This window comes from Xanthomonas sp. NCPPB 901, from assembly GCF_056725085.1.
Genome location: NZ_CM161511.1, coordinates 3,233,977 through 3,249,882 on the forward strand (window position 1 = coordinate 3,233,977; position 15,906 = coordinate 3,249,882).

12 protein-coding genes are annotated in these 15,906 nt (G+C 71.7%); 2 read left to right on the plus strand and 10 right to left on the minus strand.

Going from position 1 to position 15,906, the window contains the following annotated elements:
• Nucleotides 1-29: 29 nt before the first annotated feature.
• From AC1PME_RS13510 to AC1PME_RS13555, 10 genes are all read right to left on the minus strand, one after another.
• On the minus strand, nt 30-1,601 hold the full coding sequence (locus AC1PME_RS13510) for an APC family permease (RefSeq protein WP_481096137.1): 1,572 nt from the start codon (nt 1,599-1,601) through the stop codon (nt 30-32).
• Nucleotides 1,602-2,031: 430 nt separating this feature from the next.
• Complete coding sequence (locus tag AC1PME_RS13515; RefSeq protein WP_481096138.1) at nt 2,032-3,876, minus strand: DUF885 domain-containing protein; 1,845 nt, start codon at nt 3,874-3,876, stop codon at nt 2,032-2,034.
• Nucleotides 3,873-5,702 carry a DUF885 domain-containing protein gene (locus AC1PME_RS13520; RefSeq protein WP_307551310.1) on the minus strand — a complete coding sequence of 610 codons (1,830 nt, stop codon included), beginning with the start codon at nt 5,700-5,702 and terminating at the stop codon, nt 3,873-3,875. Before AC1PME_RS13520 ends, AC1PME_RS13515 begins: the two co-directional genes overlap by 4 nt.
• Before the next feature lie 82 nt (nt 5,703-5,784).
• Complete coding sequence (locus tag AC1PME_RS13525) at nt 5,785-6,993, minus strand: M24 family metallopeptidase (protein ID WP_481096139.1); 1,209 nt, start codon at nt 6,991-6,993, stop codon at nt 5,785-5,787.
• Complete coding sequence (locus tag AC1PME_RS13530) at nt 6,990-8,582, minus strand: aldehyde dehydrogenase family protein (protein ID WP_307551313.1); 1,593 nt, start codon at nt 8,580-8,582, stop codon at nt 6,990-6,992. The genes AC1PME_RS13525 and AC1PME_RS13530 overlap by 4 nt, the downstream gene beginning before the upstream one ends.
• Nucleotide 8,583: 1 nt before the next feature.
• Nucleotides 8,584-9,489: a dihydrodipicolinate synthase family protein gene (locus AC1PME_RS13535; protein WP_209031823.1), complete on the minus strand. Its 906-nt coding sequence runs from the start codon at nt 9,487-9,489 to the stop codon at nt 8,584-8,586.
• Nucleotides 9,486-10,856 (minus strand): FAD-dependent oxidoreductase, encoded by a 1,371-nt coding sequence (locus AC1PME_RS13540; RefSeq protein WP_481096140.1) that lies wholly within the window; start codon nt 10,854-10,856, stop codon nt 9,486-9,488. The genes AC1PME_RS13535 and AC1PME_RS13540 overlap by 4 nt, the downstream gene beginning before the upstream one ends.
• On the minus strand, nt 10,849-11,097 hold the full coding sequence (locus tag AC1PME_RS13545; protein ID WP_184502469.1) for a (2Fe-2S)-binding protein: 249 nt from the start codon (nt 11,095-11,097) through the stop codon (nt 10,849-10,851). The genes AC1PME_RS13540 and AC1PME_RS13545 overlap by 8 nt, the downstream gene beginning before the upstream one ends.
• Complete coding sequence (locus AC1PME_RS13550; RefSeq protein ID WP_481096141.1) at nt 11,094-12,197, minus strand: NAD(P)/FAD-dependent oxidoreductase; 1,104 nt, start codon at nt 12,195-12,197, stop codon at nt 11,094-11,096. The genes AC1PME_RS13545 and AC1PME_RS13550 overlap by 4 nt, the downstream gene beginning before the upstream one ends.
• Nucleotides 12,194-13,135, minus strand: a complete 942-nt coding sequence (locus tag AC1PME_RS13555) for a 4-hydroxyproline epimerase (RefSeq protein WP_481096142.1) — start codon at nt 13,133-13,135, stop codon at nt 12,194-12,196. Before AC1PME_RS13555 ends, AC1PME_RS13550 begins: the two co-directional genes overlap by 4 nt.
• 171 nt (nt 13,136-13,306) lie before the next feature.
• Between AC1PME_RS13555 and AC1PME_RS13560 the strand changes: the two genes are divergently transcribed.
• On the plus strand, nt 13,307-14,014 hold the full coding sequence (locus AC1PME_RS13560; protein WP_254458511.1) for an AraC family transcriptional regulator: 708 nt from the start codon (nt 13,307-13,309) through the stop codon (nt 14,012-14,014).
• A gap of 442 nt (nt 14,015-14,456) precedes the next feature.
• Nucleotides 14,457-15,845 carry a signal recognition particle-docking protein FtsY gene (gene ftsY, locus AC1PME_RS13565; RefSeq protein WP_481096143.1) on the plus strand — a complete coding sequence of 463 codons (1,389 nt, stop codon included), beginning with the start codon at nt 14,457-14,459 and terminating at the stop codon, nt 15,843-15,845.
• The last annotated feature ends 61 nt before the right edge of the window (nt 15,846-15,906 follow it).

The window sequence follows — 15,906 nt, forward strand, 5'->3', positions numbered from 1 at the left end:
GCTCCTAAGCCCTTCCACACACGCAACGGTTATTCCCCGTCGTCCTCTTCCAGCGCCAGCTCCTCGGGGCGCAGGCCGCTGCGCGCACCCCAGTGATAGCAGCCCAGCGCGATCGCCGCCACGCACAGCGTGTCCCAGGGATGCGCGATCCAGCCGCTGCCGCCGAAGGTACCCAGGCGCGATACCACCAGCACCAGGGCGAAGAACACGATCAGCCACAGCACGCCGCGTATCTGCCGCCACAGACGCGCGCGGCCGGCGGCGTTGGGCAGGCGGTACAGCACGTACAGCGCGAACATCGCGATCTGCAGGCCGAGCAGCCACGACAGCGTGTTCCAGGTCGACCAGTACACGATCAGCCCTGCGACGATGAACGACAGCGGGCCGAGCAACGCCATGCCGCGCAGCCGGAACGGCCGCGGCAGTTCCGGCGCGCTGCGCCGCAACGCGGCCACGGTCACCGGCGCCACCGCGTAGCTCAGCACCAGCGCCGCCGACACCACGTTGATCAGCGCCTCCCACGAGGGGAATGGCAGGGTCCAGAACACCGACAGACCCAGGCTCAGCCACAGCGCCGGGCGCGGGATGCCGGAGGCGGCATCCACCTTGGTCAGCACCGGCAGGAAGCCGCCGCTGCGCGCCCAGCCGTACACCACCCGCGGCGTGGCGTTCATGTAGATGTTGCCGGTACCGCTGGGCGAGATCATCGCATCGCAGATCACCAGCGCCGCCAGCCAGCCCATGCCCAGCGCCAGGGCGATGTCGTGGTACGGCAGCGAGAACGCCTTGTCGATGCCGCCCCAGCCGTTGGCCAGGTGCTGCGCCGGCACCCCGCCCAGGAACGCCAGCTGCAACAGCACGTAGATGACCGTGGACAGCGCCACCGACAGGATCAGCGCGATCGGGATGTTGCGCTGCGGATCGCGCACTTCGCTGGCCACCGACACGATCGGGGTCAGCCCCAGGTAAGCGAAGATGATGCCGCCGGCGGAGATCGCCGCCTCCACCCCGGCCGCGCCGAACGGCGCAAAGCCCTGCACGTGCAAGTTGCGCGCATCGAAGTGCGCCATCAGCAGCACGATCACCAGCACCGGCACCAGGAACTTGAACACGCTGACGATGTTGTTGGCGGTGGCGAAGGTCTTGACGCTGTAGTAGTTGAGCAGGAAGAACGCCACCAGCAGCGCCAGTTGCAGCAGCCAGCCGGCGACGCTGGGATGGGTGCTGCCGGCCTGGTTGAGCCACGGGAACCACGCCGCCGCGTACTGCCGCGCCGCCTCCACCTCGATCGCGATCAGGCTGGAGAAGGCGATCAGGGTGATGAAGCCCATCAGCCAGCCCAGCAGCACGCCGTGCGAATACTCCGGGTAGCGCACCACGCCGCCGGCGCGCGGCAGCGCCGCACCCAGCTCGCAGTACACCAGGCCCAGCAGCAGGACCGCCACGCCGCCGGCGATCCACGAGACGATGCCGGCCGGCCCGGCGATCGCCGAGACGTGGCTGGCCGAGAACAGCCAACCGGAGCCGAAGATCGAGCCCAACCCGATGAAGGTCAGATCGGTCAGGCTCAAGCGCTTGTGGAACTTGCCTTGTGCGGCCATGGCGTCTCCCGCTGGAAGTGGTGTCACTGGCGATTCAACGATCTGCGGCGCTCCCTACCCTCACCCCAACCCCTCTCCCGGGGGAGAGGGGCTTGTACGTCCCTTCTCACTCCGGGAGAAGGTGCCCCGAAGGGGCGGATGAGGGTCCGGGCGTAGCCTCGTGCAGCTGAAATCCCTCATGCGCTTCGCGCACTACCCTCACCCCAACCCCTCTCCCGGGGGAGAGGGGCTTGTACGTCCCTTCTCACTCCGGGAGAAGGTGCCCCGAAGGGGCGGATGAGGGTCCGGGCGTAGCCTCGTGCCAGTTCGACCGCTCAAGACTGCACCACGTCCCCTCACCCGCATCCCCTCGCTCGCATCTCCACCCTGCCCCATGGCCTCGAACGGCGGCGAGGACCGTTCGCCATCCCGGCGCGTGGCGACGCGTTCGTCATGGCGCCAGCGGTGCGTTCGTTGCGGCGCCCCACGGCGATTTCCCACCCTCGGCGATGAACCGGTCGATGCGCTGCTCCAGCACCGGCAGCGGCACCGAGCCGGTCTCCAGCACCGCATCGTGGAAGGCGCGGATGTCGAACTTCTCGCCCAGCGCCTGCTCGGCCTTGCGCCGCAGCTCCAGGATCTTCAGCTCGCCCAGGTAGTAGGACAGCGCCTGTCCGGGCCAGGCGATGTAGCGGTCGACCTCGGTGGTCACCTCGTGCTCGCTGAGCGCGGTGTTGTCGCGCAGGAACGCCTGCGCCTGCTCCCGCGTCCAGCCGTCGTGGTGGATGCCGGTGTCGATCACCAGCCGGCACGCGCGCCACATCTGGTAGGTCAGGTAGCCGAAGCGGTCGTACGGGGTGTCGTACATCCCCATCTCCTGCCCCAGGTATTCCGAGTACACCGCCCAGCCCTCGCCGTACGCGGAAATGAAGGTGTAGCGGCGGAAATCCGGCAGGTTGCCCTGCTCGGCCGCCAACGGCATCTGCAGCGCATGCCCGGGCGAGGACTCGTGCAGGGTCAGCGCGGTGAGGTTGTACAGCGGCCGCGACGGCAGATCGTAGGTGTTGACCAGGTAGATGCCGGGGCCGCCGCGGCCGCCGGTGTAGAACGGCGCCAGGTCCGCCGGCACCGGCTCGATCGCGAAGCGCTGCCGCGGCAGCCGGCCGATGTAGTCGCCGATCTTGCCGTCCACGCGCTTGGCGATCCACGCCGCATCCTTGAGCAGTTCCTCCGGGGTCTTGGCGTAGAACCTCGGGTCGGTGCGCAGGTAATGCAGGAACGCCGGGAACGTCTGCTGCCCGGGCGGGGTCTTGAAGCCGCTGTCGGCGATCGCTTTGTCCATCTCCTTGCGCAGCCGCGCCACTTCCTTCAGGCCCACCGCGTGGATCTGCTGGGGGCTGAGGTCGAGCGTGGTGTATTCGCGGATCTGCGCGCGGTAGTACGCCACGCCGTCGGGCAGCGATTCGGCGGCCAGCGCCGGGCGCGCCTTGGGCAGGTACTCCTCGCGCATGAAGCGCAGCAGCTTGGCGTAGGCCGGCACCACCTGCTGGGCGATCGCCGTGCGCGCCTGCGCGCGCAGCTGCGCCTGCAGCGGCGCCGGGATCGTCGCCGGCATCTGCTTGAACGGGGTGTAGAACAGGTTGCTCTCGCCCGGCGCCTGCGCCACCTCGGCGATCGACTGGTCGCGGCCCTGCAGCGTCACCGCCGGCTGCGCGAAACCGCGCGCCAGGCCGGCGCGCATGTTGGCGATCTGTTCGTCGAAGTAGCGCGGAATGTCGGCGAGCTGCCCGAGGTAGCGCTGGTAGTCCTCGCGGCTGCGCAGGGTGGCGCGCGCGGTGAAGCCCAGGTCGCTCCAGAACGCGGTATCGCTGTTGAACGGCATTTCCCAGGCGCGGAAGCGCTGCTGGTCGAGCAGCACCTGCAGCTGCTGGCGATAGACCTGGTAGTTCACCTGGTCCTGCGCCGACAGCTGCCTGGGGTCGATCGCGTCCAGGTCGCGCAGCACCTGCTGCCAATACGCGGTGCGCTGCGCCTGGGTGGCCGGATCGACCTTGGGCAGGTGATCGGCGGCCTGCCCCTGCGCGTCTTCGTCGTCGGCGCCGGCGAACTGCTCCTGGCGCCACTTCCACTCGCGCTGGTACAGGGCCTTGAAGCGCGCACCGGCATCGCCGGCGGGTGCAGCGGAGGCCGCAGCGGACGCCGCGGCCGGCGCGGCGGCGGCGGCGGCGCCTTGCCAGGCCAGGGTGCAGGCGATGGCCAGGGCCAATGCGGTAGGCAGTCGGGAACGGGAAGTCATCGCGGGGTCTCCGGAGTGGCGGGGGCGCCGGCCTGGACCTGGGCAATCCAGGCGTCGATGCGCGCGTTCAGCAGGTCCAGCGGCATCGCGCCGCCGCCGAGGACGGCATCGTGGAAGGCGCGGATGTCGAAGCGATCGCCCAGTGCGCGCTTGGCCTTCTCGCGCAGCGCCAGGATGTCCAGTTCGCCGAGCTTGTAGCCCAGCGCCTGGCCCGGCCAGACGATGTAGCGATCGGTCTCGGACTGGATGCTGGGTTCGTCGTCGGACGGATGCGCGTGGAAGAAGTCGATCATCTGCTGCCGGGTCCAGCGCTTGGCATGCACCCCGGTGTCCAGCACCAGCCGGTTGGCGCGCAGCAGTTCGCCGGCCAGGCGGCCGTAGTCGCTGTACGGATCGCGGTAGAAGCCCACTTCCTTGCCCAGCCGCTCGGCGTACAGCGCCCAGCCTTCCACGTAGGCGTTGTAGCCGGACTGCTGGCGGAACGGCGGCAGCGGCAGGGTCTGGGCAAGCGAGATCTGCAGATGGTGGCCGGGCACGCCCTCGTGATACGCGGTGGCCTCGATGTTGACCAGGGTGCGGTGCGCGTAGTCGCTGGTGTTGACCATCACCAGCCCGGGCTTGCTGCCCTGCGCATCGCTCTGCCAGTACTCGGCGCCGGGCGCGGTGGCGCGGAACGCGGCCATCGCGCGCACCTCCAGCGGCGTCTTCGGCAAGGTGCCGAACAGCTTGGGCAGTTGCGGCTGCATCTGCGCGATGGCGTCGCGGTAGCGTTGCAGGATCTGCTCGGGCGAGGTGGCGAAGAAGCGGCGCTGCTGCGCCACCGCCTGGCGCAACGCCGCCAGGTCGGCGTAGCCGAGCTGTTTGGCGATGGCGCCCATCTCGCCCTCGATGCGCGCGACTTCGGCCAGGCCGGTCTGGTGGATCTGCTCGGGCGACTGATCGGTGGTGGTCTGGGTGTGGATCGCATAGCGGTAGCGGCGCGCGCCATCGGGCAGCGACCACAGGCCTTCGTGGAGGCGGCCCTGCGGTGCGTACTCGTCGGCGACGAAGTCGGCGAGCTTGCGGTAGGCCGGGCGCACCTGCTGGTCGATCGCCGCGATCATCGCCGCGCGCAGGCGTGGCCGCTCGGCCTCCGGCACCGCCGCCGGGAACTGCTGCAGCGGAAGCGCGAACGGGCTGTCGGCGCCGGCCGGCGCGGCGATCTCGCGCACCTGCGCGGGAATGCGCTCGAGCAGGTACTTCGGTTGCACCAGCCCGTCCCTGGCGCCGGCGCGCGACAGCGCCACCACCTGGTCGAGCAGCGCCGGGATCGCCTGCAGGCGCTTGATGTAGTCCTCGTAGTCCTTGACGCTGGCGAACGGAAACGCCTGCGCGTAGCCCGGCAGCGCGACCTGGATGCCGCCCACCGGCTCCAGCGGCATCTCGTCGTTCTTCAGCGCGATCGCTTCCAGGCGGTCGCGCAGCTGCCGCTGCATCATCTGCAGGCTCAATTGCTCCTGCGCCGACAGCGCCTTGGCATCGACCGCATCGAAGCGCGCCAGGAACGCCGTCGTCGCCTGGCGTTCGGCCTCCAGCGCGGCGGGCGAATAATCGCTCCAACGGTCGTTGTAGCGGGTGTCGCCGATGATGCTGGCGAATTCGGGATGGTGCGCGAGGTGGTACTGCCATTGCGCATCGAGCAGCGCGGCGAAGGCCTGCGATGGCGATGCGGCCGCCTTTGCCGGCACCGCAGCCGCCGGCGCGGAGGGCGCCGGCGGTGCGGACGGCTGGCAGGCGGTCAGGGCCAGCGCCAGCACGCTGGCGACGGGCAGGCGCAGGTGTTTCATCGGTGGACTCCGCGGGACGGGGTGTGTCCGCTGCACGGCGCGGCACACGCCGCGCAGGCTGCCAGGGCCGCCGCCGCCCGCATCAGGCGAACGGCCGGTCGATCGCCGGCGACGGCGGCGTGAACCACTGCGCGCCGTCTTCGGTGACGTAGAAATGATCCTCCAGGCGCACGCCGAACTCGCCCGGCACCACGATCATCGGCTCGTTGCTGCAGCACATGCCCGGGGCCAGCGGCAAGGCATTGCCGCGCACCAGGTACGGCGCCTCGTGGATGCTCATGCCGCAGCCGTGGCCGGTGCGGTGCGGCAGCCCGGGCAGTTGGTAGTCCGGGCCAAGCCCGGCACGCTGCAGCACCTTGCGCGCGGCCTCGTCCACCACCGCGCAGGCCACGCCCGGACGCACCGCGGCGAACGCCGCCGCCTGCGCGTCGTGCTCCAGTTGCCAGATGCGCCGCTGCTTCTCGCTGGGCTCGCCGAAGATGTAGGTGCGGGTGATGTCGGAGTGGTAGCCCTGCACGGTGCAGCCGGTGTCGATCAGCACCAGCTCGCCCGGGCGCAGCGCCTGCACGCCGGGAATGCCGTGCGGATACGCGGTGGCGTGACCGAACTGCACGATGCAGAAGGTCGAGCCGTTGTCGGCGCCGAGCGCGCGGTGCGCCTGGTCGATGAAGCGGGTCAGTTCCGCGGTGGTGATGCCCTCGCGGATCAGCCCAGCGGCCAACCGCTGCACCTGCAGGGTCATGTCGCAGGCCTGCTGCATCAGCGCCAGTTCCGCCGGCGACTTGCGCATGCGGCAGCCGTCGACGATGGCCGTCGCATCGCGGATCGCGATCCGGCCCAGCACCGCGGCCAGGCCGGTATGCACCGCGAAGGCCACGCCCGGGTCCAGCGCCAGGGTCTGCGCGTCCAGTTCCAGCAAGGCCTCGGCGACCAGTGCGTGCGGATCCTCGTGTTCCTGCCACAGGCGCTTGCGCACCGGCAGGCACAGCACCGCGTCCAGCGAGCCTTCCTCGAACGCCGGGCAGATCAGCAGCGGATCGCCTTCGGCGGTCAGCAGCATCGCCACCAGGCGCTCGCTGGCGCCCCACGGCACCCCGGTGAAGTAGCGCAGCGAAGCGCCGGCGCCGATCAGCAGCGCGTCGGCGCCGTGCGCGCGCATCAGCGAGCGCGCGTTGGCCAGGCGTTGCCGGTATTCCTGCTCGTGGATCGCGGGCGCGCGTTGCGGCCACGGCGCCAGTTGCGCATGCGCCTGCTCCAGGGTCAGCCCGCCGATCTGGCTGTGCTCGCTCATGCGCTGCGCTCCACGTCGGCGGTGCTCCAGATGCCGTCGATCAACCGCTGCACGCCGCCGGGATTGCGGTCGCGCAGCAGCGCCGGCAGCAGCGCGTCGGGCACGCCGTCGTAGCTGTGCAGCGCGGCGAAGCGGCGGATCGCCGCGGGCATGCCGACCGCGGTGAAGCCCGGATGGCCGGTGCTCGGATACGGGCCGCCATGGTTCATCGCCGGGCTCACCGCCACGCCGGTCGGCATCTTGTTGCAGATCAGGCGCCCCACCCGCGGCCGCAGCGCCGCGGCCAGCGCGGCGAAGGCCGGGTCGTCGCTGCCGTCGGCGGCACGATAGAGGGTGCCGGTGAGGTTGCCCTCGAAGCTGCGCGCCAGGGCGGTCAACTGCCCCAGCCCGCCGCCGCGCACGATCAGGCTGACCGGGCCGAACGCCTCGGTCTGCAGCGCCTCGGGCTGCTGCAGGAACGCCTCGGCCGACACTGCCAGCAGGGTCGGCGCATGCCGGTAACCCGGCCCCGCGGCGGCCTCGCCGCCGGCCAGCACCGCGGCACCGGCATCGCGCAGCGTGCCCACGCTGCGCTGCAGATGCTCCAGCACGCCGCGCGAGAACAGCAGCGCCGGCGCGGCCGCGGCGAAATGCGCGGTGGCCGCGGCGACGAAGGCATCGCCGGCCTCGCCCTCGGGCACCACCACGATGCCCGGGTTGGTGCAGAACTGGCCGCTGCCCATGGTGCAGGAAGCGAAGAACTCCTGCGCCAGCGCCGCGCCGCGTTCGGCCAGCGCGCCCGGCAGCAGGAACACCGGATTGACGCTGGACAGCTCGACGTAGGCTGGCACGCCGGCCCGGTCGGCGGCGGCCTTCAGCGCCAGCCCGCCGGCACGGCTGCCGGTGAAGCCGATCGCGCCCAGCCGCGCATCGCCGGCCAGTTCCAGGCCCAGCGTGCTATCGAAGTGATACAGCAACTGCACCGTCGCCGCCGGCAGGTCGTGCGCCAGCAGCGCCTGGTGCGCGAGCTGGGCCAGGCGCTGGCTGGTGGCCGGATGCGAGGGATGCGCCTTGGCGATGACCGGATTGCGCGCGGCGATCGCCGAGGCGAAATCGCTGCCGGCCACCGCGTTGAACGCGAACGGGAAATTGTTCGGGCCGAACACCAGCACCGGCTTGTGCAGCGGCCCCAGCTGCGCGCGCAGGCCGGCCGCGGTGTCGATCACCGGCTGCGCCCAGCTGTGGCTGCGCACCGCCTGCGCGGCCTGGCGCAACTGCCCGCTGGCGCGCGGCAGTTCCACCTTGGCCAGGCGCGGCTCCACCGGCAGCCCGGTCTCGGCATGCGCCAGCGCCACCAGCTGCGCGAGGTCGGCGTCGATCGCGTCGGCGTACGCCTCCAGGAACCCGGCGATGCGTTCCGGCGCGGCCGCGGCCAGCGCATCGGCGCTCAGCGCCGCCGCGCTCAGCGCCGCTTCCAGGTCGGCAGCGCCGCTGACCGGGAACGACGGGCCGAATTCGCTCCCGTCGCGCGGATCCTCGGCGCGGAAACTGCCGCGCTCCTCCAGAGACGCCTGCCAGTGGCCGGCCAGCAACAGCGGTTGCATGCTCATCTCAGTGCCCGGGATGGGTGGCGATGGCGTGGTCGATCACCTTCAGCGCGGCTTCGCGCTCGGCGCCTTCCAGCACCAGCCGCGGCGCGCGCACGCGCTCGCTGCCCAGGCCGACCTTCTCCTGCACCAGCTTGATCAGCTGCACGAACTTGGGCACGGTGTCCAGGCGCAGCAACGGCAGGAACCAGTCGTACAGCGCCTTGGCCGCCGGGTAGCCGCCGTCGCGGGCCAGCTCGAACAGCTTCACCGACTCCTTCGGATAGGCGTTGACCAGGCCGGCGATCCAGCCCTTGGCGCCCATGCTCAGGCCTTCGACGATCGCATCGTCCATGCCCACCAGCAGCACCAGGCGGTCGCCGAGCAGCTCGCCCAGCGCGGCGAAGCGGCGCACGTCGCCGGAGGATTCCTTGACCGCCTGCAGGTTCGGGAACTCGGCCGCCAGCTCGGCGATCTGCGCCGGGCTGAAATCGGTCTTGTAGGCGATCGGATTGTTGTACAGGATCGCCGGCAGGTCGGTGGCGGCGATCACCGCGCGCATGTGCGCGCCCATCTCGCGCCAGTCGGTGGAATACACGTACGGCGGCAGCACCATGATGCCCCCGCAGCCGACCTGCTTGGCCGCCTGCGCCAGGCGCACCGCTTCGTCGGTGGACAGCGCGGCGATGCCCGGCACCACCGGGATGCGGCCGTCGACCGCCTGCACCAGGGTCTTCAGGATCGCCAGCTTGTCGTCGAAGCTCAGCGTGGCCGCCTCGCCCAGCGAGCCCAGCGGCACGATCGCGGTGCAGCCGGCGTCGACCATGAGCTGCGCATGCTTGGCCAGGAACGCGTGGTCGATGCTGCCGTCGGCGTTGAACGGGGTGGTGATGGCCGGCAGCACGCCGTACCAGAAGGAAGCCTTGCTCATGGAAGTACACCTTGTGGAGAGTTGCGAAGGGATGCCGCGCACGAAGGCGCGGCGCAAGCGGTGTCCGGACCCGGGTCCGGACAGGGATGGGCCAGCGCGTGCAGCCGCGCCGGGAACAGCGGCGGCCGGCGGCCGTCGTCGGAGAAATCGTCGGCGCGCGCGGCCAGCCCCAGCTCGGTCAGCGCACTGCCGCAGATGCGGCCCTGGCAGGCGCCCATGCCGCAGCGCGAAGCCAGCTTGGCGTCGCGCAGGTCGGTGTAGCCGCGCAGCGCCGCCAGCGGCACGTCCTCGCAGCGGCACACCAGCGTATCCGGCGCGGCCAGTGCATGAATGCGCGGGTCGAGCGCGAACTGTTGCTGCAGCAGCGCGGCAAAGGCACGCGCGCGTCGCCGCTGCGGCTGCAGCGCCTGCGCATCGGCGTCCTGGCCGGCGGCCAGGTGGCCGGCGATCGCGCCTTCCACGCGCGCGCAATCGCGTCCGCCGATGCCCAGCGCCTCGCCGGCGGCGTACACGCCGTCGACGCTGGTGCGCAGCTGCGCATCCACCGCCACGCACGGGTGCACGCCGCTGCGCCCCAGCCGACAGCCCAGCAGTTGCGCCAGTTCCACGTTCGGCACCAGGCCGTAGCCCACCGACAGTTGATCGCAGGCCAGACGGCGGCGACCGCGCGGGCCGTCGATCTCCACTTCCTGCACGCGGCCCTCGCCGTGCGCGGCCAGCACCACGCTGCCGGCGTGGTAGCCGACCCCGGCCAGTTGCGTGCGCAGCGCCAGCGCCTGCACGGCCTTGTCCGGCCAGCGCAGCGGCAATTGCGCGGCGAATGCGGCCAGCGCGCGCCACGGCGCCTGTTCGACGATGCCCAGCACCTGCGCGCCATGGCGCTGCAGCGTCGCCGCCGAGGCCAGCAGCAGCGGCCCGCTGCCGGCGACCAGCACGCGCCGCCCGTGCAGCGGCCAGCCCTGCTTGGCCAGCGCCTGCGCGCCGCCAGCGCCGGTCACCCCGGGCAGGGTCCAGCCCGGGAACGGCAACAGCAATTCGCGCGCGCCGGTGGCCAGCACCAGCGCGTCGTAGCCCAGCCAGCGCGGGCCGTCCGGGCCATCGGTGAGCAACTGCCGGTCCTGCGCCAGCAGCACCTGGGTCTGCGGCAGGAACGTCACCGCGCTGGCCGCCAGTTGCGCCAGCGCACGGGCGGCCAGGCGCGGCGGCGCCTGGGCCACGTCGTGGCGCCAGATCTGGCCGCCGGCACGCGCCTGCAGATCGACCAGGCCGACGCGGCGGCCATGCCCTGCCGCGGCCAGCGCCGCCGCCAGCCCGGCCGGGCCGGCGCCGATCACCAGTACCTCGTAGTGGGCGCGCGGCTCAGCCATCGGTCCACACCTGCATGCCGTCGCGCGCCGGGGTGATGCAGGCGCGCAACTGGCCGACGCGGTCGATGCGCACCCGGCATTCGGCGCACACGCCCATGCCGCACAGCGGCGCACGCGGCTGGCCGCTGCGCGAGCGGCGGAAATGCGGGGCCACCTGCGCCACCGCCGCGGCCACGCTGCTGCCGTCGAGCACTTCGACATCGCGGCCGTCGACCTGCAGGCGCAGCATCCGCGCGCTCATGCCAGCGCCCGCGCCGGCGCGTACGGCACCGGATCGATGGCAGGGGGCCGCTGCAGCAACTGATCCAGCAGCACGCGCGCACTGCCAAGCGCAGTGGTCACGCCCAGGCCTTCGTGACCGGCCGCGACCCACACATCGCGCCGCTCCGGCACCGCGCCCAGGTACGGGCGCCCGTCCGGCGTGGCCGGACGCAGGCCGGTCCACACCCGGATCGCCTGCAGTTGCCGCAGGCCCGGCAGGAACGCGAAGGCGCGCTCCAGCATCCGCTGCAGCATCGGCATCGACACCGCGCGGTCGGTCGCGTCGAATTCGCGCGAGGAACCGATCAGCAGTTGCCCGGTCGGCCGCGGCTGCACGTTGAATGCCACGCTGCTGCCGTCGCTGCCATGCGCGCTGTCGGCATAGCCCAGCTCCAGCAATTGATGGGCGACGAAGCCCGGATAGCGATCGGTGATCACCAGTTGTCCCTTGCGCGCGCGCATCGGCAGTTCCGGCAACAGTTCCGGCAGGGCGCAGCCGGTGGCGACCAGCACCGGGCCATGCAGCGCGCTGCCGTCGTCCAGGCGCACGCCGGCAGCGACCAGCGCGGTGGCGCGGCGCCCGGCGTACAGCTGCGCGCCGGCGGCGCAGGCGCGCTCGACCAGGTAGCGCGCCATCCGCGGCGGATACACCACCGCCTCGGCGGCCACGCGCATGCCGCCGGCCAGGCCCGGCACCAGCGCCGGCTCCAGTTGATACAAGCGCTGCGCATCGAGCGCTTCGGCGTGCACGCCGGCCGCGGCCAGGCGCTGGATCTTGGCCGGAATCGCCGCCAGCTCGCGCGCCTCGCGCGCCACCCACAGCGTGCCGCAGCGGCTGAACTCGGCCTGCGGCAGCGGCGCGAACTCTTCCCACAGGCGCAGCGAGTACGCCGACAGCGCCAGTTCCGCCGAATCGTCGTCCATCGCCACCAGATGGCCCATGGCCGCGGCGGTGGAACCGCCGCCGATGCTGCCCGACTCGACGATCGCCACGCGCAGGCCGGCGGCGGCCGCCGCATCGGCGCAGGCCGCGCCGACGATGCCGGCGCCGACGACGATCAGGTCGAAACCGCTGCTCATGCGGCGCCGATGCCCCAGGCGAACGGATCCTGCGGATCGAGCAGCAACTGTGCGCGGGCGGTGATGAAGGCCTGCCCGGTGATGCGCGGCAATACCCCGCGGGTGCCGGGCGCATAGCTGCCCTCGAACACGCTGCCGAGGATGCCCTGCTGGCGCCACACCTGGCCCGGCGCCAGCTTGCCGTCGGCGGCCAGGCACGCCAGCTTGGCGCTGGTGCCGGTGCCGCACGGCGAACGGTCGTAGGCCAGGCCCGGGCACAGCACGAAGTTGCGCGCATCGGCGCTGGCGTCCGGCGCCGGCCCGTTGATCTCGATATGGTCGATCTCGCCGCCGTCGGCGCCGCGGATGCCCGCCGCCTCCAGCGCCAGCCGCACCGCCTCGGTATAGGCGGTCAGCGCGCGCTGGTGGCGCAGTTCCAGCGCGCACGGCGTCTGTTCGGTGATGAAGAACCAGTTGCCGCCCCAGGCGACGTCACCGCGCACGCGCCCGTACTCGGGCACCTGTACGTCGATGCCGGTGGCATGGCGGTAGCTCTCGACGTTGTCGACCGAGACCCGGCCGTCGGCATGCAGTTCCACGCCGACCGTGCCCACCGGCGTCTCGATGCGGTGCGTGCCCGGGCTCAGCCGGCCCAGGTCGGCCAGCGTGCGCACCAGGCCGATGGTGCCGTGGCCGCACATGCCCAGGTAGCCGACGTTGTTGAAGAAGATCACCGCCGCGCAGGCATCGGCGGCCACCGGCGGCAGCAGCAGCGCGCCGACCATGGTGTCCGAGCCGCGCGGCTCGCAGGCGATGGCGCTGCGCCAGCGGTCGAAGCGCGTGCGGAACAGTTCGCGGCGCTGGGCCAGGGAACCGGTTCCCAGATCGGGGAAGCCGGAGACGACGACACGGGTCGGTTCGCCGGCGCTGTGCGAGTCGATGACATCGAGTGTATGCATGGCGCCATGCTCACATTCGGCCCCGCCGCCGGCTAGCAGCGTTTGCCTGTCGCAAATGCGGAAATTCGCACAACCCGACAACGCCGGGCAGCGCCGACTTAGGCTAGCATCGACATCCGGGGACGCGCGGCAGCGCGCCCGCGCCGCCACCCACTCCCCCAGGTGAACGCCATGGACACTCTGATTTCGGCACTGGAACTGCAGACGCTGTTCGACGCCTTGCCGGACGTGGTGTTCTTCGTGAAGGATCGCGACGGCCGCTACACCCACGTCAACCTGACCCTGGTGCGGCGGCTGGGCAAGAAACACCGCGCCGACCTGATCGGCAAATCGGCCGCGGACGTGTTCCCGCTGCCGCTGGGCGGCAGCTACCTCATGCAGGACCGGCGCGTGCTGTGCGGCGAGGTGATCGAGAACCAGCTGGAAGTGCACCTGTTCCCGAACCGCACCCCCGGCTGGTGCCTGACCTTCAAGCGCCCGCTGTGCGAGGGCGACGAGGTGATCGGCGTGGTCGGCATCTCCCGCGACCTGGGCCAGCCGGACAGCCGCCATTCCGCCTACGAGCGCATCAGCCGCGCGATGGAGCACATGCAGGCGCACTACGGCGACAACCTGCGCGTGCAGACCCTGGCCGACCTGGCCGAGCTGTCGGTGGCGCAACTGGAGCGGCACTTCCGCCGCGTGTTCCAGCTGACCCCGCAGCAACTGCTGACCAAGATGCGCATCGAAGCGGCGATGCGCCTGCTGCACGGCGACGACAGCATCGCCAGCATCGGCCAGCTGTGCGGCTTCGCCGACCAGAGCGCCTTCGCCCGCCAGTTCAAGGCCACCGTCGGCATGACCCCGCGCGACTACCGGTCGATGAAGGGCAAGCTGTGAAGAGCTGGGAATGGGGAATGGGGAATGGGGATTCGTTTTTTGGCTGAATGCGGGCGTTGGGATCGCGACGCTGCGGATGCACGAGCCCCTCTCCCGCCGGGGCGAAAGGGCACGGTTTGCGCGCCATTGGCGCGCGTGCCCTTGAGCGCCCGCGCCGCAAGCGCGGGCCGGGGCGCGGAGCGGGGGTTGGGGTGAGGGTCCGGCGCAGCCGATCGCATCGAAATGCCATGGCACGTCCATACTTTCACGTTGCGACCGTGCTTCACTTTGGACATCCCGATCGCGGCTGATCCGCAAGTCAGGGATGAGAGCCGCGCCCGAGCACGCACACACGTCCGCACGCACAAATCCCATCCCGCCAACCATCCCAGCCTGCCCCCGCTGCACAGGCCGCTCAGGTCGCAAGTGGTAGCATTCCGCGTTTCCGGTCCACGCGTCATCCATGGTCAGCCTATTCCGCCGCAACAAGCCCCAGGACAACGCCGGCGAGAGCCGCACGCAGCGTTACAGCATCGAGGAACTGGCCGCCGCCTTCCCCAAGCCGGCAAGCGCCGAACCCGCGGCGCCTGCGCCGTCGGCGCCGCCTGCCGCTGAGGCCGCGCCCGCCGCTCCCGTCCCCGCCGCTGCCCCGGAGCCGACGCCCGCGCCGGTCGCCGAACACCCCGTCCAGGCGCCCGCCCCGGTCGCGGTCCCGCAGCCACAACCGACGCCGCTGCCGCCCGCAGCGCCCACCCCGCCGCCGCAGGCCTATGTGCCGACGCCGGCCGCCGCGCCGGCGCCGAGCGTGCCGCAGCCGACACCCGTTCCCGCCCAGCCTTCCGCCGCGGTACCCGCGCCGTCGCCTGTCGCCGCGTCCGTGCCCGCCGCCGACGCCGACCTGGCACGCAGCGACGCCCTGCCCGCCGCCCCGGCCGGCAAGCCCGGCTGGCGCGAGCGCCTGCGCAACAGCAGCTTCGCGCGCAGCGTCGGCAGCCTGTTCTCGCGCAATCCCAAGCTCGACGACGACCTGCTCGACGAGATCGAGACCGCGCTGATCACCGCCGACGTCGGCATCCCCGCCACCACCGCGCTGATCGAGAGCCTGCGCAAGCGCATGAAGGCGCGCGAGTTCGCCGACGCCCGGGCGCTGCAGCAGGCGCTGCGCGCCGACCTGCTGGCGATCCTGCAGCCGGTGGCGCAGCCGCTGCGCATCGACCGCAACGCCAAGCCCTTCGTGGTGCTGACCGTCGGCGTCAACGGCGTCGGCAAGACCACCACCATCGGCAAGCTGGCCAAGCGCTTCAAGGACGAGGGCCACAGCCTGATGCTGGCCGCCGGCGACACCTTCCGCGCCGCGGCGGTGGCGCAGCTGCAGGCCTGGGGCGAGCGCAACGGCGTGAGCGTGATCGCGCAGGGCCAGAACGCCGATGCCGCCTCGGTGGCCTTCGACGCGCTGCAGGCCGGCAAGGCACGCGGCACCGAGGTGCTGATCGCCGACACCGCCGGCCGCCTGCACACCCAGACCGGGCTGATGAACGAGTTGGGCAAGATCCGCCGGGTGCTCGGCAAGCTGGACCCCAGCGCCCCGCACGAGGTGCTGATGGTGATCGACGGCACCACCGGCCAGAACGCGCTGTCGCAGCTGCGCCAGTTCCACGCCGCGGTCGGCGTCACCGGCCTGGTGGTGACCAAGCTCGACGGCACCGCCAAGGGCGGCGTGGTGTTCGCCCTGGCCCGCGAGTTCGGCATCCCGATCCGCTTCGCCGGCATCGGCGAACGCCCCGAAGACCTGCGCGTGTTCGACGCCGAGGCCTTCGTCGACGCCTTGCTGCCGGAGGCATTGGGCGGCTGATTGAAGCCCCTCTCCCCCCGGGGCGACAGGGCACGGCTTGCGCGCCACTGGCGTGCGTGCC